This window comes from Brevibacterium sp. LE-L (assembly GCF_050214925.1).
Classification (GTDB): domain Bacteria; phylum Actinomycetota; class Actinomycetes; order Actinomycetales; family Brevibacteriaceae; genus Brevibacterium.
This window is the reverse complement of sequence record NZ_CP189759.1, coordinates 3461365-3483742: the sequence shown is the minus strand read 5'-3', so window position 1 is coordinate 3483742 and position 22378 is coordinate 3461365. Positions and strand designations below refer to the sequence as shown.

Here is a 22378-nt window from a genome sequence, read left to right as displayed (position 1 = left end):
TAGTTAAGCTTGTCCGGTGACTACAGACGAATCTCCGGCAGCATCCGAGACTGCGCCCATCAACGACCGTTCGCAGTTCGGCTTCGAGGTGGGTACCCGCATGGACACGGGTGGACGCACCGGGCTCCTCCGCACTCCGCACGGAGACATTCAGACTCCCGCGTTCATTCCGGTCGGCACGAAGGCCACGGTCAAGGCCGTCCGCCCAGACGAGGTCGCCGAGCTCGGCGGGCAGGCGGTGCTCGCCAACGCCTATCACCTGTATCTGCAGCCCGGTTCGGACCTCATCGACGAGGCCGGAGGACTCGGCAAGTTCATGAACTGGCCGGGGCCGACGTTCACCGACTCCGGCGGATTCCAGGTGATGAGCCTCGGTTCGGGGTTCAAGAAGGTCATCTCGATGGAGTCGACGGGGGTGCAGAACGACGAACTCGTGGCCGTGGGCAAGGAAAGGCTGTCGAACGTCGACGATGACGGGGTGACGTTCAAATCGCATCTCGACGGGTCGATGCACCGCTTCACGCCGGAGATCTCGATGCGGGTGCAGCACGAGCTCGGTGCCGACATCATGTTCGCCTTCGACGAGCTGACCACGCTCGTCAACACCCGCGGCTACCAGGAGGAATCGCTCGAACGGACTCGACAGTGGGCGATCCGCTGCATCGACGAGCACTTCCGGCTCACCGAGGAGCGTTCGCACCGGCCCTATCAGGCGCTCTTCGGGGTGCTCCAGGGTGCGCAGTACGAAGACCTGCGGCGCAAGGCCGCCAGGGACCTGGGGGCCATGGACTTCGACGGTTTCGGCATCGGCGGGGCACTGGAGAAGGAGAACCTCGGCATCATCATCCGGTGGGTGTGCGAGGAGCTGCCGGAGAACAAGCCTCGGCATCTGCTGGGCATCTCCGAACCCGATGACCTGTTCGAAGCGATCAAGACCGGTGCCGACACCTTCGACTGCGTCTCACCCTCCCGCGTGGCCCGCAACGCTGCGATCTACACCCGCGATGGGCGGTACAACCTCACCGGGGCGAAGTACCGCAGAGACTTCGGCCCGCTCGACCCCGACTGCTCGTGCTACACGTGTCAGAACTACTCACGGGCCTACCTGCGCCACCTGTACAAGGCGAAGGAGATGCTCTTCTCCACGCTGTGCACGATCCACAACGAGCACTTCGTCGTCTCACTCGTCGCCGAGATCCGGCAGGCGATGATCGATGGCCGCTTCGACGAACTCGAGTCCGAGGTCCTCGGCCGCTATTACTCGAAGTAGCTCGGGTCCGGCAGCCGTGGCCAGCAGGGCTTCAGCGTCTCAGGTCACGCGAAACTCGAAAACAACGCCGCTGGCGACGACTTTTTCGAGTTTCGCGTGACCTGAGCCTCGAGCGCCGGCCGGAATGCGACGGACGACGCCTCAGTGAGCGCCGGCGGGGTCGAGCTCGTAACTGGGTTCGTGGCGTTTGACGAGTTTGATGACCCGGTAGGTGACGGGCAGGAAGATGATCTCAACGGCGACCTTGTAGACGAAGCCGACGATGATGTAGTTGAGGAAGTCGAGGCCCGGGATGACTCCGGCGAAGGCGATGACGCAGAACAGCAGCGTATCGACGAACTCGCCGACACCCGTCGAGGTCAGCAGCCGCACCCACAGCTTCGACTCGCCCATCCGCTTCTTCACGGCCACGAGCACCCACGAATTGAGCAGCTGGCCGACGAAGTACCCGACGAGCGAGGCCGCGACGATGCGCGGGTAGAAGCCGAGCACCGCGGCGAAGGCTTCCTGATTCTCATAGCCGGGCCCCGGTGGGGAGATGAGTACGAGCCAGAACACGAAGGTCGCGAGGATCTGCAGGCCGAATCCGGTGATCACAGCCTTGCGGGCGGCTTTGAAGCCGTACACCTCGCTGATCACATCGCCGAGGATGTACGCGATGGGGAAGAGGAAAGCGCCGCCGTCGGTGACGATCGGACCGAAGCCGATGACCTTCGTGGCCGAGATGTTCGAGATGATGAGCACCGCGCAGAACACGGCGAGGAAGACCGCATAGTAGCGGCCCCGAGAGGAAGCGAAAGCTGCGAAGCGTGCAGCGGAGGTGGTGTCGGTGTCCGCCGAGTCGACTGCTCGACCCGGCTGCCCAGACTCCGCTTCGGAACGTTCGGACTCCGACGCCGAGCGCCCAGACTCCGCCTCAGGACTCTTCTGCGACAACGGTGATTTCCTTCCCTCCCGTGACGGTGAGCAGCTGCTCATACGTCAGGGGCATCATCGAATTCGGCGTCCCCGCGCCGGCCCAGAGAACAGGATAATCCTTGAGCGTGACATCGACGAAAGTGGGAATCGGGCCCGGATGACCGCAGGGGGCGACACCGCCGATGACGTGACCGGTCGCCTCACGGACGAGTTCCTTGCTCGCCCGGTCGAGCGAGTCGACTCCGATGAGTGACGCCACATGCGCGGTGTCGACGCGGTGGGCTCCCGAGGCCATGATGAGCACCGGGGAACCGGCCGCGGAGAAGATGAGGCTGTTCGCGATCGCCCCGACCTCGATACCCAGAGCTTCGGCTGCGGTCGCCGCGGTCGGCGTCGATTCGGTGAAGATTTCGATGCGCGGTTCGATGCCCGCGGCGACGAGATCGGCCGCGACCGCCTCATGGTTGGGGTGGATCTTCGTCTCCCCGCTCGACGAGGCGGCTCCGGGCCCGGACTCGGCAGTGACCTCCTCGGCGGGGTCCGACTCACCCACCGATTCCGCGCCGAGGCTCGCACCCGTGCCCGCGCCGGCCTCCGCGTTCGCATCCGCTTCAGTACCTTCAGCCTCAACCTCAGTCTCTGCCTCTGCCTCTGCCTCGGCCTCGGTCACGGGTTCGGCGAGTCCGCGGCGGCGCAGGAGCGGGCCGACATCGGGGCGGGTGCCGAAGAAGCGTTCGATCGCCGACATCGGGTCGACCGAATAGCCGGGAGCGAGAATGGCCTCGCGGAAGGCATCGCCGGCCTCGCGGCTGAGCCCGCCCTGCTCGTCGAACCATTCGCTCACCCAGGCGGCGATGACCTCGGAGTAGAGGTAGGAGTAGTAGCCGGATGCATAACCGGAGGCGAAGATGTGCCCGAAGTACGTCGACCGGTAGCGCGGCGGAACGAGCGGGGAGAACCCGGCAGCGGCAAGCACTTCGGATTCGAAGGACAGCACATCGGTGATGTGCTCGCCGGCTTCGAGCGAATGCCAGGACAGGTCGAGCATGGCCGCGGCGAGGTATTCGATCGTGTCGAAGCCCTGCCCGAACTTCTCACTGGCGATGAGGGCGTCGACGAGTTCGGCCGGCATCGGCTCACCCGTGTCGACGTGCTTGGCGAAGTGGGGGAGGACCTGCGGGTGGAAGCGCCACATCTCGTTGAGCTGGGAGGGGAATTCGACATAGTCGCGCGGTACCGCGGTGCCCGCAGTCGACGGGTATGTCGAGTTCGCGAACAGCCCGTGGAGGACATGGCCGAATTCGTGGAAGAAGGTCGTCAGCTCGGTCGGGTTGAGCAGGGTGGGCCGTCCCTGTCCCGGCTTGGCGAGGTTGAGCGAGAGAGTGACGACCGGCAGCAGCCCCGTCAGGCGGGAGGCCGGAACCAGCTGGTCCATCCAGGCGCCGCCGCGCTTCGTATCTCGGGCATACGGGTCGATGAGCACGAGTCCCAGGGGGCGTTCGGTGGTATCGGTGACTTCAAAGGCGCGGACGTCCTCGTGCCAGGCGCGGACTCCGTCATAAGGGGCGAAGGTGATGCCGTAGAGACCGGTCGCGGCGCGGAAGACTCCTTCGGTGAGCACGGTGTCGAACTCGAAGTACTTGGCCACTTCGTCGGGGTCGATGCCGAATTCGTCGGCCCGGAACTTCGCCAGATAGTGCTTGACGTCCTCGGCTGCGACCGCTTCGAGGCCGTAGCGGTCCTTGATCTGCGCGAGCTCCTCATCGAGTTGGGCATTCGCGGGATTGATGAGGGAAGAGACGATGTCCGCGGCGGCATCGGGGTTGCCTGCGGTCTGATTGTCGATGGCGAACGACGAATACGAGGGGTATCCGAGCAGGTGCGCCTGCAGGGCGCGCAGCGCCGTGGTGTCAGCGACCTGGGTGCGGGTGTCCCCGTCGCCGCCGCGGGACCCGCGGGCCATCGAATTGTTCAGCACGTGCCGACGGGTCTGCGCCGTGTTGAGGGATTCGAGCACGATCTGCTGCGTGAAGTTGTTCAGCGGCAGCAGGTAGCCGTCGATCCCGCGCTCGTTCGCGCGATTCGCCGCTGCCGCGATCTGGTCCTCGTTCATCCCGGCCAGGGCTTCGACCTCGACGAGGTGGACGGCCAGTTCCCGTGTATCGAGCTGCAGGGCGCGGGAGAAGGAGTTCTCCAGCGTGGTCAGTTCCGCCGCGATCGTGGCCATCTGCTCCCGGCCCTCCTCGCCGAGGCGGGCACCGGCCCGGACGAAGAGTTCGACGGTGAGCTCCTGCTGCCGTTTGTCCTCGGGGTTGAGGTCGGTGACCGAGACCTGTTCGATCCGGTGGAAGAGGTCGACGTCGAGCAGGATCTCGGTGCGGGTCGCGGACAGGACCTCCCACACCTCGGCGATGGCGTCGGTGAGTTCAGGACGCAGATGATTCGACTCGACGGCCGCGGCCACGGAGGCGATGCGGGTCATCGGCACGGACGCGGACTCGAACCTCACGGTGGTGGAGAAGAACGTGGACTCCGCTTCATCAGCGATGATGGCGGCCACCTCGGCGCGGGCGAAATCGGTCGCCGTGTGAACCGCGGTCAACAGGGCCTCCGGGGTCACCGCGGTGAAGTCGGGCAGCGAATAGTCGCCCTGCGGGTCGAGGAACGCCTCCCAGACATCGATGCTGTTCGGTTCTGCGTTCATTCTCGACATACCACTTTCTCTACGGTTGGGGTCTCCAGCCGATCCTAACGTGAGAGTGCCGACCGGCGCATGATCGCTGGTTACACTTGAGGTCATGGGCACTGGGCAGGGCAAATCCCTGACACTCAACAACGCATTCCGGGTCGGCTTCACCGGCGCTCTGGGTGTGGGACTGGCGATCGCGCTGATGACGGCGCTGCAGTCCGTGGCAACCCTGCTCATCTACGTCGGTCTGGCACTGTTCCTCGCCCTCGGACTCGACCCGATCGTGCAGTGGTTCGTCGCACGCAAGGTGCCGCGCTCGCTGGCGGTCCTCATCGTCGTCGCAGCCTTCATCCTCATCGTCGTCGGGGTGGCGCTGCTAATCGCCCCGGCCGTGATCAGTCAGATCCAGACGTTCATCGCGGATCTGCCCGGGATCGTGGCGAACCTCGCGGCGACGGGGTGGGTGACGGAACTCGAAAAGCAGTTCACCGGTGCGATCGACATCGATGCGGTGTTTGCGAACATCGGCGCATGGGTCTCGGATCCGAAGAATGTGCTCTCCGTCGGCGGCGGTGTCGTGTCGATCGGGGCGGGGATCCTCAGTTTCCTCACCGGCGTGATCATCGTCGTCATCCTCACCATCTACTTCGCCGTGACGATGCCGACGATCAAATCCGCAATGTTCTCCCTGGTTGCGGCCTCCTCGCGGCCGACGGTCGAATCCGTCACCGAGGAGGTCACCCGCTCCATCGGACGCTACGTCCTCGGCCAGCTGTCCCTGGGAATCGTCAACGGTGTGTGCTCGGCGATCTTCCTGTCCATCATCGGCGCGCCCCTGCCGGCGCTGCTCGCCTTCATCGCGTTCCTCGCCTCGCTCATTCCGCTCGTCGGCCCAATCGCGGGTGCGATCATCATCACGGCATCGTGCCTCATGGTCTCGCCGGGGCTCGGCATCGCCGCAGGCATCTACTACCTCGTCTACATGCAGGTCGAGGCCTATCTGCTCAGCCCGCGCATCATGAAGGCCGCTGTCGACGTGCCCGGAGCGCTCGTCATCATCGCAGCGATCGCCGGCGGAACCCTCGGCGGTGTGCTCGGTGCGGTCGTCGCGGTGCCGGTGGCCGCCTCGGCGCTCATCGTCATCCGCAAGGTCGTCGTGCCCGCGCAGGCGAAGAAGTAGGGTCAGGAAGGATCATCGTCGATGCGGGTGACGATGACGTGGATGATGAGCTTGACGATGTAGTACGCGGCGAAATACGCCACGGCCCCGAAGACGAGGTTGATGAGCAGATCCCCGTCGCCGCCGAGACGCGGCAGTGTGATGAAGACGGCCGCGGTGATCGCCGCGAGATACGGGATCAGACGGAGGACGGGGCTTTGGGGCTCACTCATGGACGTGAGTCTAACAACGCAGAGTTGACGGTTCTGTGTCGCACCTAAGATGGGGATCATGGCTCAGACACGATGGGCGGCACACCGCGACGAAGCGGTCCCCGAGGATGTGGAGCGTCTGCTTGCGACCGTGCCGGAATGGTTCGGCAGGCCCGAATCGAATGCAGAATACATCGACGAGGCACGCACCATGGAGACATGGACGGTGCGGGGGTCGGGACGGCGATGATGCGGGCGATCAGTGCCGATGCCCGGAAGCGTGGGGTGAAATTGCTGCAAGTGAAGACTCTCGGGTTTTCGCACAGCGATGCGAACTATGCGCGAACCCGGCACTTCTACGAGACGGCGGGATTCATTTCGCTCGAGGAGACCGACCTGTGGGGCGAAAGCACGCCCTGCCTGATCATGGTCAAGCCGCTGATATGACGAGCTCCGCAATTCCGCCCTGGCCGGCGACGTCTCCTGCTCGTGGTCGAGTTCGCCTGCGAGCGGTGGAAGCGCGAGACAGTGCAATGGCGCGTGAACTCTCGACCGATCCCTATGTGCCTCTGACGGGATCGCTGCCGAGCTGCGCGACGGAGCAGCAGGCGAAGGCGTGGCTGAGTCGCCAGCAGAAGAGGAATCGCGAGGGAACCGGTTTCTCATTCACGATAGCCAGACGGACGGATGACGACGCTGTCGGTCATTGCGGCTTGTGGCTGAAGGAGCTGGGGGAAGGGCGCGCGACTGCAGGGTATGCGATCGTTCCTTCGCAGAGGAAACAGGGACTTGCGAGCGAGGCGCTGGCACTGCTGACCGAATTCGCGTGGACGATTCCTGGTCTGTACAGAGTCACACTCTTCATAGAACCGTGGAATGTCTCGTCACTGCGAACGGCAGAACACGCCGGTTACGTGCGAGAAGGCGTGCTGGCAGGCCATCAGATGATCGGCAGGGAGCGCAGGGATATGGTTCTCTATGCTGCCATTCGGCGAACTGGACGCGGACGATGACGGATCCGATGGAAGCGGCAAGTCTCGACCTGGAGTTCCCCTTCACCGGTCGTTGGCTGGTACAGAACAGCCCGGCCGATCGCGTGCCGAGTCATGGTACAACGATGTTCGCGACCTCCTTCAGCATCGACTTCGTACCGGTCGACGATGCAGGGAGGTCGGCGGTCTTCACTCTCGGATCGCTGGTGCGGTCTGAGCCTCCAGAGAATTTCACAGGCTTCGGCCGTTCCGTGCTCGCCCCGACCGATGGCACGGTGATGACCGTCCACGATTCCGAATTCGATCATCCTGCCTATCGGGGCCTGCCCTCACTCGGCTATGCGCTGACTCAGCGCAGGCGTGCCGAAGCGGGGTGGCGGGCGCTGGCCGGAAACCATGTGATGATCAAGAGCTCCGGTGGAATCGTGGCTCTGTGCCATCTGCAGCGGGGCAGTGCTCGGGTTCGACCGGGTCAGGATGTGCATGTCGGTCAGGAGATCGGCCGCTGCGGGAACTCGGGCAACAGCACGGAACCTCATCTGCACGTTCAAGCGCTCGACGGCTCCGATATCGAGCGAGCCGCCGCTCGGCGAATATCGTTCAGAGGGTCCCTGCCCTCAAACGGTTCGATCATCGCGGTCTGAGGCGCGAGGAGACACGTGCAGAGCACCGTTCTGCCTGCGGACGAACTCTCTGCCGAGAACCGCCGACCTATTGTCCCGTCGGACAGTCCGGCCTATGGTGAGAGGACGTTATCCATCGACTCGGTGGACGCCGGTCAGTGCATCGGGCGTGACAGAGGAATCCGAGCGGATGGACTCACACGAAGGAGTGTCATGGCAGTCTACTCAGCACCCGGAACCGACGGTTCTCTCATCACGTTCAAATCGCGCTATGAGAACTACATCGGCGGAGAGTGGGTGCCGCCGAAGGACGGCAACTACTTCGAGAACATCACCCCCGTCACCGGCCAGGTGTTCACAGAGATCCCCAGCTCCACGGCAGACGATGTCGAGACCGCCCTCGACGCGGCCTGGGCGGCGGCCCCGGCCTGGGGCAAGACCTCGACCACGGAGCGGGCGAACATCCTGCTCAAGATCGCCGACCGGATCGAGAACAACCTCGAGATGCTCGCCGTCGCCGAGACCTGGGACAACGGCAAGGGCATCCGCGAACCGTTGGCCGCGGACCTGCCGCTGGCCGTCGACCACTTCCGCTATTTCGCCTCGGCGATCAGGGCGCAGGAGGGCGGAATCTCGCAGATCGACGACGACACCGTCGCCTACCACTTCCAGGAACCCCTCGGCGTCGTCGGACAGATCATCCCCTGGAACTTCCCCCTGCTCATGGCGACCTGGAAGCTGGCCCCGGCGCTCGCCGCCGGCAACTGCGTCGTCCTCAAACCTGCGGAGCAGACTCCGGCGTCGATCCTCGTCCTCGCCGAACTCATCGGTGACCTGCTGCCGGCCGGAGTCCTCAACATCATCAACGGCTTCGGAGTCGAGGCCGGAAAGCCCCTGGCGTCGAACAAGCGCATTCGCAAGGTCGCGTTCACCGGTGAGACGACGACCGGTCGACTGATCATGCAGTACGCCTCGCAGAACATCATCCCGGTGACCCTGGAGCTCGGCGGCAAGTCACCGAACATCTTCTTCGACGACGTCATGGACGCCGATGACAGCTACCGGGACAAAGCCCTCGAAGGATTCGCGATGTTCGCGCTCAACCAGGGAGAGGTCTGCACCTGCCCATCCCGTGCGCTCGTCCAGGACTCGATCTTCGACGACTTCGTGGCCGCCGGCGTCGAACGCGTACGCGCCATCAAGCAGGGCAATCCGCTCGACACCGACACCCAGGTCGGTGCACAGGCCTCGAACGACCAGTTCGAGAAGATCATGTCCTACCTCAAGATCGGCCGAGACGAAGGCGCCGAGGTGCTCATCGGCGGCGACAAGGCCGAACTCGACGGAGACCTCGCCGGCGGCTTCTACATCCAGCCGACGATCTTCAAAGGCACGAACACGATGCGTGTCTTCCAGGAGGAGATCTTCGGTCCGGTCGTCGCCCTGACTTCGTTCTCCGACTACGACGATGCGATCTCGATCGCCAATGACACCCTCTACGGCCTCGGTGCCGGAGTCTGGTCGCGTACCGGCAACACCGCCTACCGGGCCGGACGTGACATCCAAGCCGGCCGTGTGTGGGTGAACAACTTCCACGCCTACCCGGCCCACGCGGCCTTCGGCGGATACAAGTCCTCGGGCATCGGCCGCGAGAACCACAAGATGATGCTCGACCACTACCAGCAGACGAAGAACCTGCTGGTCAGCTACTCCGAAAGCGCACAAGGATTCTTCTGATGAGTGATACAGCCGAAACAGCCGTTCTCGAATCGACACCGACGATCGAAGGCGAAGGGAGATCGCGAGTGGCGATGACTCAAGCCGCCGTCGACCTGCTCGCCGGCCTCGTCGACAAGCACGGGCAGCTCATGTTCCATCAGTCCGGCGGATGCTGTGACGGATCGTCGCCGATGTGCTTCCCCGAAGGGGACTTCCTCACGTCGGAGGCCGACGTGCTGCTGGGCCACTTCGAATTGCCCATCGAAGATTCCGAGAAGGCCGGACTGGACTTCTGGATGTCGACCGAGCAGTTCGAGTACTGGAAGCACACGCATCTGACCATCGATGTGGTGCCGGGACGAGGAGGCGGCTTCAGCGTCGAATCACCGACGGGCAACCGCTTCATCATCCGCTCGACGCTCATGGACGTCGCCTGAGCTGAGACTCGGGAGCAAGCGGGCGGGCGCCCACGCTACACGGAGTCGGCCCGCTTCGGAGCCGCCCTGACGTGGGCGCGTTCGCCCTGCTTGCCGACGAGGCTGAGGAACTCGACCGGCCCTGAGCTGGTGGCTCCGAACCAGTGCGGGGTGCGGGTGTCGAACTCTGCGGCCTCCCCGGGCTCGAGAATGAGGTCGTGCTCTCCGAGGACGAGCCGGAGCCGACCGTTGAGGACGAACGCCCAGTCGTAGCCCTCATGGGTGCGCAGCTCGGGCTCGGCATCGTCTGATCCGGCAGGGAGGATGAACTTGTAGGCCTGGATGCCTCCCGCCCGTCGTGTCAGCGGAAGGATCGTCCGCCCGTCGCGGGTAGGGATCGGGCGCATATTCACGCGCGGGTCGCCGGTCGGCGGGGCGTCGACGAGTTCGTCGAGAGTGGCTCCGAAGGCGCGTGCCAGGGGCAGCAGCTGTTCGAGCGTGGGGCGTCGGTGGCCGGCTTCGAGCCGAGACAGTGTGCTGATCGAGATTCCCGTCTCGGCGGCAAGGTCACTCAACGTGATGTCGCGGCGCTGACGCAGCTGCTTCAGCCGTGGCCCCACGGCATCGAGAGTGCGATTCATCGGATCATCCATGACCCTGAGTTTGCCATTCGGAAAATCCAATTGCAATACCGCTCAGGTCTCGTCATGATCGGAACATCCGGGCGCCAGAGCGGCGGTCCCGGAACGATCGGGAGGACGAGATCATGGCAGAAGACACCGACGCGCTCCGAGACGTCGTCATCATTGGAGCAGGAGCGGCAGGACTGAGCGCCGCACTGACCCTGGTCCGCGCACGTCGGGCGGTGACACTCGTCGATGCGGGACAGCCCCGCAACGCACCGGCAGAAGCGGTCCACGGGCTGCTCGGCCACGAAGGCATCCGCCCCGACCGGCTGCTGGCGCGGGGACGTGAGGAGGTCCGCGGATACGGCGGGGAGATCGTCGATGACGAGGTCATCGGCGTCACGCGTGATGACACCGGGTTCACACTCACTCTGCGCGGAGCCGGTCCGATCAGGAGCAGGACCCTGCTCATCGCGACCGGGCTGGTCGACGAGCTGCCCGCGATCCCCGGGGTGCGCGAACAGTGGGGACACGGAGTGCTCCATTGCCCGTACTGCCACGGCTGGGAGGTCCGCGACAGCCGCATCGGAGTGTTGGTCACCGATCCGATGGCAGTCCACAAGGCGTTCCTGTTCCGACAGTGGAGTGCGAATGTCATGCTCTTCGCCGGCGACCACAGGCTGACCGAGGACGAGCAGACGAAACTCGAGGCTCTCGACATTCCCGTCATCGACGGCGGCATCGACAGTCTCGAGATCGTCGAGGACCGCCTCACTGGCGTGCGTCTCGACGACGGGAATGTCGTCGCCGTCGATGCCGCCGTCGTGGCCACGCCGATGGTCGCCCGATCAGAGCTGTTCTCCGGCATCGGCCTCGAACCCACCTCGCACCCGGCCGGCGCGTTCATCGAGACCGACGCCTTCGGACAGACCGCGATGCCCGGAGTCTGGGCGGCCGGCAACGCCACCGACATCGGCGCTCAGGTCAGTGGAGCCGCGGCCGCAGGAGCGCTCGCCGCCCAGCACATCAACTCCATTCTCATCAACGAGGACCTCGACTTGGCCGTGGAGCAGCTGGAGGCTCGCCGAGCAGGAAGGGTCGGCTGATGACGCACTCATTCGACAAGGACTACTGGGAAGGCACCTGGAGCGGAGAGCGCGGGGCGATGATGAGCTCCGGGGACCCGAATCCGCACCTGATCGACCAAGTCAGCGAACTCGAACCGGGAACCGCGCTCGACGCAGGTTGCGGAGCCGGCACGGAAGCGCTCTGGCTCGCGAGCCAGGGGTGGAATGTCACCGGCGCGGACATCTCCGACACGGCCTTGGACACGGCTCAGGACCGGGCTGCGGCCCTCGGACTGGAGCGCCACATCCGCTGGGTCCGGGCAGACCTGTCCGCTTGGCAGCCGGAGACCCGGTTCGACCTCGTCACCACCCACTACGCGCACCCGGCGATTCCGCAGCGGGAGTTCTACGACCGGATCGCGTCCTGGGTGGCACCGGGCGGAACCCTGCTCATCGTCGGCCACCTCCATCACGACCACGGCCAGAGTCCGAAGAACCACAACCACGACGAGCACGGGCATACCGCGCCGCCGGTCGAGGCCTCAGCGACCGCCGCCTCCATCACGGCCCGCTTCGACCCTGACGAATGGACGGTCATGACCGCCGAGGAATCCCGACGGACGATCCTCGGCCCCAGCGGTCACCCGACCACCGTCGACGATGTCGTCGTCCGTCTCACTTCCCCGGCTTCAGCAGCTCCGGCTCACCGAGCGAGAGCATGAGGCGATTCGCCCAGTTGAAGAACGCCGCGCAGCCGAGGACATCGATGATGTCCGCGTCGTCGAGCCCGGCCTGACGCAGCGTGGCAACGTGATCGGGTCCGAAGGACTGCGGGGTCAGTGTGAGCGCAACCGAGGCATCGACGACGGCATCCCACACCGGATCGCCGAGGCGGGACGTCGTACCGATGCCCTCATCGAGCAGCCGCTGCACGAGATCCCATCGGCCCGATTCCTCGGTGGCCCGATCCGCGTGGATCGAGGCGCAGAAGAGGCAGCCGTTGAGCCGCGAGGCCGCAGTGGCCGCGAGTTCGCGTTCGGCCCGACCCACACCGTCAGTGGTGTTGAAGAAGATGTCGAAATCGGTCAGCGTGCGCGCTTTCAACGCTGCCGGATCGCGGGCGAGGAGACGGAAATAGGGGTTCTTCGCCCGTCCCGCCTCGACAAGGGCATCACGTTGGGCATCGGTGAGATCCGCCTCGGCGACGGGGGCGATCCACGGCACCCAGCCGAGCCCGGCCTGCTGGAACAGCTCGGGCCGTGTGAGAGTCGGATGGGTCTTCACCCGGTCCCCGACGTGGCTCAGTGCCCGCTCCACCTGTGCCGAGGTGGAGGTGTCGTCCGACGAGCCCGGAGTCCGAGGTGCGGGAACGTCCGGCGTCGGAGTCGCACTGGTCAGTGCTGCCAGACCGGTGCTGATGCGGATCTGGAAATTGAGGAACGACACGAGCTGGGCGAGGGTGACGATGCCGTCCTCGTCCCATCCTGCCTCGAGCAGGAGCGCGAGATGCCCGGGACGGCAATCGCGCGGATGGAGCACGAGCAGATGAGCGAATTCGAGTCCGGCCACGAGCTTCTCGCCGAGACGGTCCGCCGTCGCCTCTCGCGCGGCGAGCCACGGACCCGGGACGCTCTCCTGTGCCAGAGCCGAGGATTCGTAGATGCCGTACGGTCCGTGCACGCCGGACATCGCAGCCGAATCGGACTCGTCGTCCGGGCCGGGTCCCGCAGCCGCTCCCGCACCCGCAGCCGCGGTCGCATCGTCGAGGAGTTCGGCGACCGCCCACGACGCGGACTCGTCTTCATCGCGGAGCAGATCACGGTAGAACTCCTCGGCGCGCGGAGCCCCGAGCAGGCCTGCAGTGAAGGCAGCGACCGCGTAGCGGTCGCGGTAGCTCACTTCGGCCGGATCAGCCGGTTCGAGCAGCGCTTCGAAGCTCAGCTGTGCGTTCTCCTTGGCCTGGGCCCGGTGGTCACGGAGGGCATCGAGAGGATCGTTCGCAGCGATCCCCGCGAGGAGGTTGATGATGTCGGCCATCTCAGTGCACCCGCTCCTTGGTCACGGCGAATCCCAGGGCGGGGGCCACCTCGGTGGCGAGCAGTTCGATCGATCGCAGAGCGGTCTCATTCGTCGCCGGCACCGAATGCACCTGGAAACTGACGTCCGTGGCCCGGTCGAGAACGCGGTCACGGTGGAGCCGTTCGCTCACCTGCTCGGGCGTGCCGAGGAAGGTGTCGGTGGCCTCGAGGAGCTCGTCGAGGCTCAGCCCTGAGGTGTCATAGCCGACGAGGCGGTCGGCCTCGGCCCGCAGCGCCGGTTCGGTGATCTCTCGCAGCCGCGGCAGGTCTGCGGCATCGGCGACCACGGCAGTGCGGGAGGCGAGGATGCGCGGTTCGACCCCGTCGGGCAGCTGGGAGAGATAGGTGTCGATGACGGGCAGCTGCACCTCGTCGAGGCGGGCCCCGGGATCGTCCTGCGGACGCGGCTGCGTCCGCGAGAGCATAAGCCCGTCCCCGGCGGCACCGGCCGCCCCGGCCCCGCCCGAAGAGAAGGTCGCCTGCCACAGTCGCCGGTCGAGATTCGCCCGGTCGGGACTCGAGGCGGGGTAGAGCCGGTGTGCGGTGGGAAGCGGCCCGCCGGCGAACAGGGTGCGCAGGGTCGCGAGATTGTCGGCGAACGTCTCCCGACGTTCCTCGAAGCTCGTGCCGAAGGCGGGGAAGGACTTCGGATTTCCGCCCGACCCCAGGCCGATCTCGAGCCGTCCGACCGAGAGTTCGTCGAGGACGGCGGCGTCTTCGGCCACACGGACCGCATTCTCCATCGGCAAGGTGATGATCGCGGTGCCCAGTCGGATCCGACGGGTTCGGGCGGCTGCGTGGGAGAGGAAGACGAGCGGGGAGGGGAGGCCGCCTTCGGTCGCGGAGAAGTGGTGTTGAGCGACCCAGGCGGAATGGAAGCCGAAGTCCTCGGCCGTCTCGATCTGCTCGAGGGCGAAGCGGTAGCGTTGCGCGGCCGGGGCGTCCTCGAGCAGGCGGGTGAAGAATCCGAGTTTCGGGCCCGTCGCCTGATGGTCGGTGGGGTGACTGGTCATGGGTCTCAGCTTTCTGCTGCCGTGGTGAGCAGGGTCGGGGTGAGCGGTCGATCGTCCGCGGGTGGTGAGTCCGACGACAGTGTCGCGGGACGGGGGATCGCGTCGAGCAGACTCCGCGTGTAGGACGTGCGCGGGCGGGCGAAGATCTCCTCGGTCGGGCCGGTCTCCATGAGATGCCCGCGCGACATCACGGATACCGTATCAGCGATCTGACGGATGACGGCGAGGTCGTGGGAGATGAAGACGTAGGTGAGGTCGAGCTGGCTCTGCAGATCGTCGAGCAGGGTGAGGATCTGTGCCTGCACGGTGACGTCGAGAGCCGAAACCGCTTCATCGAAGACGACGAGCTCGGGTTCGACGATGAGGGCGCGGGCGATCGCGACCCGCTGCAGCTGCCCGCCGGAGAGTTCGGCGGGACGGCGGTCGAGGAAGTCAGCAGGCAGCGCCACCCGGTCCATCGCCTCGGCGACGAGCCGGGGCCGGGAGGCGCGATCGCCGAGGCGGAAGCTGCGCAGAGGCTCTGTCAGGGTCGAGCGGATCGAATGCTTGGGATCGAGCGCGGAGAATGGGTTCTGATGCACGAGCTGGACGGTGCGCCGGAACTCTCGCCGCCGCTGCCGGGAGGGACGGCCCCGCCCGAACTCGGCGGCGTCGAAGTCGCCGATGCGCAGCTGCCCGGACTGGGGTGTGAGGAAACCGGCCAGGGCCTTGCCCGTGGTCGTCTTGCCTGAACCCGATTCGCCGACGATGCCGTGGGTGGTGCCGCGGGCCACCGTGAAGTCCACGTCTTCGACACCGGAGACCTGATCCCCGGTGCGGTCGAAGACGTGGGTGAGTGATTCGACGGAGACGAACGGGTGTGCAGACTGCGCAGCCGCCTCGGCGAGGGCGGGGCGGGCCTTCGTCTGCAGGGCTGGGGCATCGGTGATGAGGCGGGAGGCGTACTCGGTGGAGGGGTGGGAGAAGACCCGACCGGCCGGGCCCGACTCGACGATGAGCCCGCCGTGCATGACGGCGAGTTCGTCGGCTCGCTCCCCGGCGACGGCGAGGTCGTGGGTGATGAAGAGGACGCCCATCCCGGTCTCGGCGCGCAGCTGGTCGAGAAGGTCGAGGACCTGCTTCTGCACGGTCACATCGAGCGCCGAAGTCGGTTCGTCGGCGATGAGCAGGCGCGGGCGCAGTGCGATGGCCGCGGCGATGAGCACCCGCTGCCGCATCCCGCCGGAGAGTTCATGTGGGAACTGGTCGGCTCGTTTCTCCGGCCGGTCGATGCCGACCCGTGCCAGCAGCTCGATGACCTGGGCGCGGGCCTCTGCCCGGTTCGCACGACGGTGGATGCGCAGCGCCTCGGCGACGGACTTCCCGATGGTCTGCAGCGGGTTGAGCGAGGACCCAGGGTCCTGCGGGACGTAGCCGATCTGCGTCCCGCGCACACCCCGCCACCCGGCAGCGCCCAACGACAGCAGATCGAGATCGCCGAGGCGGATCCGCCCGGCCGTGACCTGCGCCGAGGACGGGAGCAGGCCGATGACGGCGCTGGCCGTCGTCGACTTCCCCGAACCGGATTCGCCGACCACGGCTGTCATCGAGCCGGGGCGGACCACGAGATCGAGCTCGCTCACGGCCGGGACGGAAGGGCCGCCTCGGTGGGTGTAGTCGACGGAGAGCCCGTCGATGCGCAGCAGCGAAGACCCGGTCATGATGTCACCTTTCGCAGGGTGTTGCCGATCTGATGGGTGGCGAGCACGATGGCCATGACCACGATGCCGGGCAGCACGGTCAGCCACCATGCGGTGGCCACGAAATTGCGGCCCTCGGCGATGATGAGGCCCCATTCGGGGGTCGGCGGCGGGGTGCCGTAGCCGAGGAACCCGAGTGTTGAGATCTGGAGGATCGCGGATCCGATCTGCAGCACCGCCAGCGACAGCACCGGAGAGATCGAATTCGGGAGGATGTGGCGGACGAGGACGGAGAAGAATGTGCCGCCGGAGCCGTAGGCCGCGGCCACGAAGTCGCTCGTGTTGATCTGCACCGCCTGGGAGCGGGCGAGACGGGCGAATTGGGCGATCGCCGTGACGCCGACGGCGATGGCCGCGTTGATCGTGCCGAAGCCGAGGACGACGACGATCGAGAGGCTGAGCAGGATCGCGGGAATCGACAGCAGCACATCGACGAGGCGCATGAGCACATCATCGAGCCAGCCGCGTCTGGTACCGGCGATGAGCCCGATCGTCGTACCGAGGACCAATCCGACACCGACCGCCACGAGAGCAGCCAGCAGGGATTGGGAGGCGCCGTAGACGACGCGGGTGAAGGCATCGCGACCGGTTTGGTCGGTGCCGAACCAATGCTCGAGGCTCGGTGCCAGCAGTGCCGGAGTGTCCCCGCCGTCGTTCGGATCGTAGTGGGTGAACAGGCCGGGGACGAGGGCCCAGGCGATGGCGATGAGCAGGACCAGCGCCGAGACGACGGTGGCCGGGGGAATCCCGGGGCGCGTCCGAGTTCCGTGCGCGCGGGCACGGTGCGGGCCGGCACCCTGACCTCGAGTGAAGACATCGGTGATGCTCATGCGTTCTTCTCCTTCGTCTCTCCGGAGGGCGCGGGATCGTCATCCCAGTCGAGGTCGACGCCGACGCTCGCCGCGGTTGCCGTCAGCGCCCGTCGTGTGGGCCCGTCGTGACTGCGCAGGCTCCTGCTCACCGAGGCGACGCTGCGTTTCGAGCGCAGCCGGACGTCGATGATGGGATAGAGGAGGTCGACGATGAGGTTGATGATGACGTAGCCGAAGGTGGCGATGACGACGACGGCCAGCAGAATCGGATTGTCGCGGTGGGTCACCGCCTGGGCGGTGATGAGCCCGATGCCGTTGCGGCCGAAGACGGTTTCGGTGACCACGGCACCGGCGACGAGCTCGCCGAAGACGAGCCCGATGATCGTCAGTCCCGGCAGCACCGCATTGCGGGCGACGGTGTGGACGAGGAGCCACAGTTCGGAGGCGCCCTTCGCGGTGGTGACCTTGACGAATCCGGAGGCCTGCACCTCGGTGATGGAGCGGATGAGCACCTGGGCGATCGGAGCCGAGAGCGGGACCGCCACGGTCAGGGTCGGCAGCACGAGCGCTTCGGCGGGGCCGGCATCGACGACCGAGACGATTCCGAGCTGGAAGGAGAAGACCTGGCTGAGCAGGATTCCGAGCCAGAACACGGGGATCGAGATGAAGAGACTGGGCACCGAGTCGAGAACCCGACGCACTCGCGACAGCGGCCCGGTGGCCGGGCCGTAGGTCGCGAAGACCGCGATGAGTACGGCGAGGACGAGGGCGGTGACGAACCCGGAGATCGCGAGCACCGCGGTCGAGGGCAGGGCCGCGGAGATGATCGTCGATACGGCGGCACCCGTCTGGACCGAATAGCCGAAGTTGCCGGTGAGGAATCCGGTCAGGCTGGTGATATAGCGTCCGAACCACGAGTCGTCGGCGCCGGTGGCCTCTCGGATCTCGGCGATCTGTTCAGGGGAGAGGCCCAACGTGGGATCGGCGAAGCGGGCGGTGACGCCGTCGCCGGGGATGAGGCTGAGCAGGATGAACGCCGCGGTGAACGCGAGGAGGAGGACCAGGACCGCTTGGCCCAGGCGGACGATGAGATAGCGGGTGTCGAGGATCATTTCTCTCCTGCCAGCCAGGTGCTGTAGAAGTCGGGCCGACCCACGGGTTCGGTGGTGAAGCCGTGGACGCGGCGGCGGAAGGCGAAGACCTGCGGCTCCTCGAAGAACGGCAGCACGTAGGCCTGCTCGACGAGGTAGTTCTGGACCGCCTCGGCGGCCTGCTGACGTTTCTCATGATCGGGCTCGGAGGCCAGAGCTTCGAGGAGTTCGTCGACCTTCGCATCGATCGAACCGTCGGCGGCGTCCGTGCGGTCGGCGCCGTTGAGGAAGACGTCGCGGTTGACCGAGGAGTAGTTCGAGCGCAGGTTGTCGAAGTCGGCACGGGCAACCATCGAGTGGTAGATCTGCACGGTATCGAGGTCGAGGGCGTCGAGAGTCTGCTTCGATTGGTCGCCGGGGTTGATCGACAGGCGCACGCCGACGCGGCGCAGCTGCTGTTGGATGAGGGTCTGGACTTCGTTCGAACGCGGCTGCGGCAGTGCGATATTCACCGTCAGGGCCAGTGGCTGCCCGTCCTTGACGCGGTAGCCCTGCCCGTTGCGTTCGCTCCACCCGGCCTCATCGAGGAGTCGGTTGGCTCTGTCCGGGTCGTATTCCCAGGAACCCGACTGATCCGTGTAGCCCATCGCGCCCTTGGCCAGCAGTCCGGTGGCCAGCGGGTAGTTCGGGGTGAAGAGCTTGTCGACGATCTCCTGGCGGTCGATGGCGGCGATGAGCGCCCGCCGGACGTCGAGATCGGCGAGCAGATCGTGGCGGAAGCGGAAGTTGATGCTGTTGTTGATCCCGTTCGTCGCTTTCGCGAAGAGGCGCAGTCCCTGCTCGGTCACGCGTGACTCGTCCGGTGCCTGGACGTCGCGGACGCCGTCGGCCTGCCCGGAGAGCACGGCTCCGATGCGCACCGAGTATTCGTTGTTGACGAGGTAGTCGATGCCGTCGAGGTGGGCTCGGCCCTGATGGTCCAGGTGCGGGGGCGCCCAGTCGTAGTCCTCCCGGGCGCGGACAGACAGCTTCGTGCCGATCGTCTCGGCGGTGATGTGGAAGGGGCCGCAGGTGTGGATCTGCGTGGCTCCGCCGGGGCCGAAGCCTTCGGCGTCGAGGGTGAGGGTGGAGTCGGCGAGCAGTCCTGCGTTCATCGTCGAGGTCGCCTGGGCGAAGCCGGGGGACGGGGCGGAGAAATGGAATCGCACTCGGTGGTCATCAAGGACTTCGCTGCGTTCGTAGTTCGAGATCTGTTCGGACACCGGCAGGGTGCGTGACTCGTCGCCACGGCCGAAGAGGTCGAAGTTCCTCGCGACGTTCGCCGGAGTCAGCGGCGAACCGTCCGAGTAGGTCACTCCCTCACGGATGGTGAAGGTGTAGGTCCTGGCCTCGGCGTCGATCTCCGGCAGCTCGGTGGCCAGCCAGGGGTGCAGGTCGAGCGTCTCGGGGTCCTGCCACAGCAGGCGGGCGGAGATGTTGTTCATGATTCCGCCGTTGGGATAGAAGCCGACCGACGGCGGGTAGAGCAGCGTCCAGGTCTGCGGTTCGAAGTAGGTGAGCACCCCACCGCGCACGGGTTCGCCGTCCGCGAGGGAACCGGCGTCCCGTGGTGTGCAGGCGCTGAGGGTGAGCAGTGTGCCGAAACCGAGGCCGAGTCCGAGGAGCGATCGGCGGTCGAGGTGACGCTGAGCGTGGCGCGTCGAGGTGGCGGGACGGTCGTCCGTCATGGAATGAGGTCCTTCGGGCCGGAGAGATGGAATTGCGAAACGTCAGTGTGATAGTTCAACAATATGCGGACATTGCCGGTGCGATGGAATGCAGGCAGAGGCGATGTCCGGAGCGGATCCCGAGGTGGAAGTGCATGGTTCGAGTTAAGCGCATCGTGATGTTCGCGGTCAATCCGGGGCTTCATATTGAGACATGTTGAGAAGATCGGATTTCGACCATCAGGTCATCGTTGCCCCCGACCCTCGAGAAGATGTTGAGCAATTCGAGGTCCTGGTCCGAATGAGGCTCACCGAGGGCGTTGCGCGCCCGGAGCTCGTGGGCGGTACACACCCGAGGCCCGGGATGCTGCTCGCTTGGTGGCTGGCACTAAGGCTGCCCCGGCGACGATTCGCACGGCCCGCGCCCTCTTCGGCATTGCCCTCGACGTCGAAGCGGGGGAGACTGAGGGTCTACGCACTCATCTGAAAGGTCCGGGTGGATCATGGACGTTCCGAACACCATTCCCGCTGAACTCGACCACCTCATCATCACGGTTCCCGACCTGGAAGCGGGGGTCGCCGCCGTCGAGGAAGCCACCGGTCTGCGTGCTGTCTCCGGTGGTTCGCACACGGGGATGGGGACCGCGAACTTCCTGCTCGGTCTCGCTCCCGCGCACTGGGCGGACGGTGCCCACACCTACCTCGAGATCCTCGGGCCCGACCCGCAGCAGGAACCGCCCGCTGATGGGACGCTCCCGCTCGACGCGCACCTGTCCACGGGGCTGACCCTGCAGACCTGGGCCATCCACCCGCGGGCCTTCCTCGCAAAGATCGCGGCCGCGAACTCCGCCGGAATCGACTTCGGCGAGGTCAAGGACATGGCCCGCGATACCGCTGACGGCGACCGCCTCGAATGGCGACTGACCACCCGCTCCCCGCTCCCGCACGCAGGTGCGCAGCCGTTCCTCATCGACTGGGCCGAGTCGGTTCACCCCGCCGAGGCGGCCCTGCCCACCCTCGAACTCCTCGAGTTCCGTGTGGAATCCCCGGAACCCGAGGCGGCCCGGCAGGTGCTCGAGGTGCTCGGAGCCGGCGACGCCGAAGTTCTTGAAGGACCAGAGTGCCGCCTGCGGGCGAAGCTGCGCGGCCCCGGCGGTGTCCTCGAGTTCTGATTTCGCCGAAACACAAGCGGAGCGCCGAGACACAAGCCGGGCGTCGAAACTCAAGCCGGGCGTCGAGACACGGGATGAGCGCCGAAGCACTGCCGCGTGCACGCGTGTTTCGGCACTCAACCTGTTTCTCGACGAGGCGGCGGCTAGACTCGCATGCGTGCTCAGTCGAAACCGCCTCGCCTCCCGCTCGCACCTCCGCGCCCTGACCTCCCTTGCCGCTGTCTCGCTGCTCATCGGTTTGAGCGGTTGTGCGCCCGCCGCAGACGAGGAGACCCGGCCGACCCCGAAGGCAGCCGAGACTGCCGTGGCATCGCCCGGCCCGAGTGACCAGACAAGCGGCCAGGCGAGCGACGACCCGACGGAGTCGCCTGCGCCGACCGAAACCGCGAACGTCGATGACGCCGGCGCGGCAGGAGTCAGCGAAGACGACATCGACGCTCACGGCAGCGGGAAATGGGATCGACCGGCCGAAGAGACCGGACTCAACCGCGACGGAGGCAAGACCTTCAAGGTTGCACTGCGCGTCGAAGACAACCTGCCCATCGACGTCGACGAAGCCGGCGACTTCATCATCAGGACCCTCCAGGACGAGCGCGGCTGGCAGGACATCGACGATGTCTCCATCGAACTCGTCGACGAGGGGCAGGACACGATGATCTCCATCGCCAGCCCCGACACCGTCGACGAAATGTGCCTGCCACTGCGCACCCTGGGCAAACTCTCGTGCCGCAACGGACCCAATGTCATCCTCAACGCCAAACGCTGGGTCGCGGCCACCGAGGAGTTCGATGACATCGTCCAGTATCGGCAGTACCTCATCAATCACGAGGTCGGACATGCACTGGGCCATGGTCACGAGTCCTGTCCCGGCCCCGGGGAGGCCGCACCGCTCATGCAGCAGCAGACCAAAGGTCTGCAGGGCTGCGAACCCAATGGATGGCCCTCGAAAGGCTGAGTGCGTCTGAGGCTGTGCTGCCGCTCCGTGGTGAAGGCGACTGCCGCTCCGTCCGACCGTCCGACCGTCCGACCGCGTCCGCTCCACCCGGCCGCCAGCCCCTCATCGGGGCCGTGGCGGC

Annotated in this window: 22 protein-coding genes; 12 read left to right on the top strand and 10 right to left on the bottom strand. The window is 66.0% G+C overall.

Features of this window, described 5'->3' with window-relative positions:
- Positions 1-16: 16 nt before the first annotated feature.
- Complete coding sequence (gene tgt / locus ACQE2J_RS15915; protein WP_205683267.1) at positions 17-1270, top strand: tRNA guanosine(34) transglycosylase Tgt; 1254 nt, start codon at positions 17-19, stop codon at positions 1268-1270.
- A gap of 141 nt (positions 1271-1411) precedes the next feature.
- Here tgt and ACQE2J_RS15910 read toward each other — a convergent pair whose 3' ends face one another.
- Positions 1412-2206: a queuosine precursor transporter gene (locus ACQE2J_RS15910; protein WP_240689535.1), complete on the bottom strand. Its 795-nt coding sequence runs from the start codon at positions 2204-2206 to the stop codon at positions 1412-1414.
- Complete coding sequence (locus ACQE2J_RS15905) at positions 2187-4892, bottom strand: M3 family metallopeptidase (RefSeq protein WP_426936581.1); 2706 nt, start codon at positions 4890-4892, stop codon at positions 2187-2189. The genes ACQE2J_RS15910 and ACQE2J_RS15905 overlap by 20 nt, the downstream gene beginning before the upstream one ends.
- Before the next feature lie 94 nt (positions 4893-4986).
- Here ACQE2J_RS15905 and ACQE2J_RS15900 point away from each other — a divergent pair, with 94 nt between their 5' ends.
- The gene (locus ACQE2J_RS15900) at positions 4987-6057 is read left to right on the top strand and encodes an AI-2E family transporter (RefSeq protein WP_135537338.1); all 1071 of its coding nucleotides are present in this window, start codon (positions 4987-4989) and stop codon (positions 6055-6057) included.
- A 2-nt stretch (positions 6058-6059) separates the two neighbouring features.
- Here ACQE2J_RS15900 and ACQE2J_RS15895 read toward each other — a convergent pair whose 3' ends face one another.
- Positions 6060-6269 carry a hypothetical protein gene (locus ACQE2J_RS15895; RefSeq protein ID WP_135537337.1) on the bottom strand — a complete coding sequence of 70 codons (210 nt, stop codon included), beginning with the start codon at positions 6267-6269 and terminating at the stop codon, positions 6060-6062.
- Positions 6270-6327: 58 nt separating this feature from the next.
- On the opposite strand from ACQE2J_RS15895, the gene ACQE2J_RS15890 reads away from it, so the two are divergent.
- The 6 genes from ACQE2J_RS15890 to ACQE2J_RS15865 all read left to right on the top strand — a co-directional run bounded on the left by ACQE2J_RS15890 (position 6328) and on the right by ACQE2J_RS15865 (position 10019).
- The gene (locus ACQE2J_RS15890; RefSeq protein ID WP_240689534.1) at positions 6328-6498 is read left to right on the top strand and encodes a hypothetical protein; all 171 of its coding nucleotides are present in this window, start codon (positions 6328-6330) and stop codon (positions 6496-6498) included.
- Complete coding sequence (locus tag ACQE2J_RS15885; protein WP_240689533.1) at positions 6468-6695, top strand: GNAT family N-acetyltransferase; 228 nt, start codon at positions 6468-6470, stop codon at positions 6693-6695. The genes ACQE2J_RS15890 and ACQE2J_RS15885 overlap by 31 nt, the downstream gene beginning before the upstream one ends.
- Positions 6692-7261, top strand: a complete 570-nt coding sequence (locus ACQE2J_RS15880; protein WP_135537336.1) for a GNAT family N-acetyltransferase — start codon at positions 6692-6694, stop codon at positions 7259-7261. The genes ACQE2J_RS15885 and ACQE2J_RS15880 overlap by 4 nt, the downstream gene beginning before the upstream one ends.
- The gene (locus ACQE2J_RS15875) at positions 7258-7884 is read left to right on the top strand and encodes a M23 family metallopeptidase (RefSeq protein ID WP_426936580.1); all 627 of its coding nucleotides are present in this window, start codon (positions 7258-7260) and stop codon (positions 7882-7884) included. Before ACQE2J_RS15880 ends, ACQE2J_RS15875 begins: the two co-directional genes overlap by 4 nt.
- A gap of 192 nt (positions 7885-8076) precedes the next feature.
- Positions 8077-9600: an acetaldehyde dehydrogenase ExaC gene (gene exaC, locus ACQE2J_RS15870; protein ID WP_135537335.1), complete on the top strand. Its 1524-nt coding sequence runs from the start codon at positions 8077-8079 to the stop codon at positions 9598-9600.
- Entirely contained in the window at positions 9600-10019 is a 420-nt protein-coding gene (locus ACQE2J_RS15865) for a DUF779 domain-containing protein (RefSeq protein ID WP_135537334.1), read from the top strand. Before exaC ends, ACQE2J_RS15865 begins: the two co-directional genes overlap by 1 nt.
- Before the next feature lie 35 nt (positions 10020-10054).
- On the opposite strand, the gene ACQE2J_RS15860 is transcribed toward ACQE2J_RS15865, so the two are convergent.
- Positions 10055-10651 carry a helix-turn-helix domain-containing protein gene (locus ACQE2J_RS15860; RefSeq protein WP_426936579.1) on the bottom strand — a complete coding sequence of 199 codons (597 nt, stop codon included), beginning with the start codon at positions 10649-10651 and terminating at the stop codon, positions 10055-10057.
- A gap of 113 nt (positions 10652-10764) precedes the next feature.
- On the opposite strand from ACQE2J_RS15860, the gene ACQE2J_RS15855 reads away from it, so the two are divergent.
- Complete coding sequence (locus ACQE2J_RS15855; RefSeq protein ID WP_426936578.1) at positions 10765-11730, top strand: NAD(P)/FAD-dependent oxidoreductase; 966 nt, start codon at positions 10765-10767, stop codon at positions 11728-11730.
- Complete coding sequence (locus tag ACQE2J_RS15850) at positions 11730-12413, top strand: class I SAM-dependent methyltransferase (RefSeq protein WP_426936577.1); 684 nt, start codon at positions 11730-11732, stop codon at positions 12411-12413. Before ACQE2J_RS15855 ends, ACQE2J_RS15850 begins: the two co-directional genes overlap by 1 nt.
- Here the strand turns inward: ACQE2J_RS15850 and ACQE2J_RS15845 are convergent.
- The 6 genes from ACQE2J_RS15845 to ACQE2J_RS15820 are packed head-to-tail and all read right to left on the bottom strand — an operon-like array spanning position 12367 to position 20151.
- A complete protein-coding gene (locus ACQE2J_RS15845) occupies positions 12367-13728 on the bottom strand; it encodes an alkylhydroperoxidase domain protein (RefSeq protein WP_426936576.1) in 1362 nt (453 codons plus the stop codon). The genes ACQE2J_RS15850 and ACQE2J_RS15845 overlap by 47 nt on opposite strands.
- A gap of 1 nt (position 13729) precedes the next feature.
- Positions 13730-14782: a putative FMN-dependent luciferase-like monooxygenase gene (locus ACQE2J_RS15840; protein ID WP_425119309.1), complete on the bottom strand. Its 1053-nt coding sequence runs from the start codon at positions 14780-14782 to the stop codon at positions 13730-13732.
- A gap of 5 nt (positions 14783-14787) precedes the next feature.
- Positions 14788-16482: a dipeptide ABC transporter ATP-binding protein gene (locus ACQE2J_RS15835; RefSeq protein WP_426936575.1), complete on the bottom strand. Its 1695-nt coding sequence runs from the start codon at positions 16480-16482 to the stop codon at positions 14788-14790.
- On the bottom strand, positions 16479-17351 hold the full coding sequence (locus tag ACQE2J_RS15830; protein ID WP_135537330.1) for an ABC transporter permease: 873 nt from the start codon (positions 17349-17351) through the stop codon (positions 16479-16481). Before ACQE2J_RS15830 ends, ACQE2J_RS15835 begins: the two co-directional genes overlap by 4 nt.
- Positions 17348-18445, bottom strand: a complete 1098-nt coding sequence (locus ACQE2J_RS15825; RefSeq protein ID WP_426936574.1) for an ABC transporter permease — start codon at positions 18443-18445, stop codon at positions 17348-17350. Before ACQE2J_RS15825 ends, ACQE2J_RS15830 begins: the two co-directional genes overlap by 4 nt.
- Positions 18442-20151: a TIGR04028 family ABC transporter substrate-binding protein gene (locus ACQE2J_RS15820; protein ID WP_426936573.1), complete on the bottom strand. Its 1710-nt coding sequence runs from the start codon at positions 20149-20151 to the stop codon at positions 18442-18444. Before ACQE2J_RS15820 ends, ACQE2J_RS15825 begins: the two co-directional genes overlap by 4 nt.
- A gap of 482 nt (positions 20152-20633) precedes the next feature.
- Between ACQE2J_RS15820 and ACQE2J_RS15815 the strand changes: the two genes are divergently transcribed.
- Together ACQE2J_RS15815 and ACQE2J_RS15810 are read left to right on the top strand one after the other, a co-directional pair.
- Complete coding sequence (locus tag ACQE2J_RS15815) at positions 20634-21302, top strand: VOC family protein (RefSeq protein WP_425122900.1); 669 nt, start codon at positions 20634-20636, stop codon at positions 21300-21302.
- A gap of 157 nt (positions 21303-21459) precedes the next feature.
- A complete protein-coding gene (locus tag ACQE2J_RS15810; RefSeq protein WP_135537326.1) occupies positions 21460-22257 on the top strand; it encodes a DUF3152 domain-containing protein in 798 nt (265 codons plus the stop codon).
- Positions 22258-22378 lie beyond the last annotated feature (121 nt).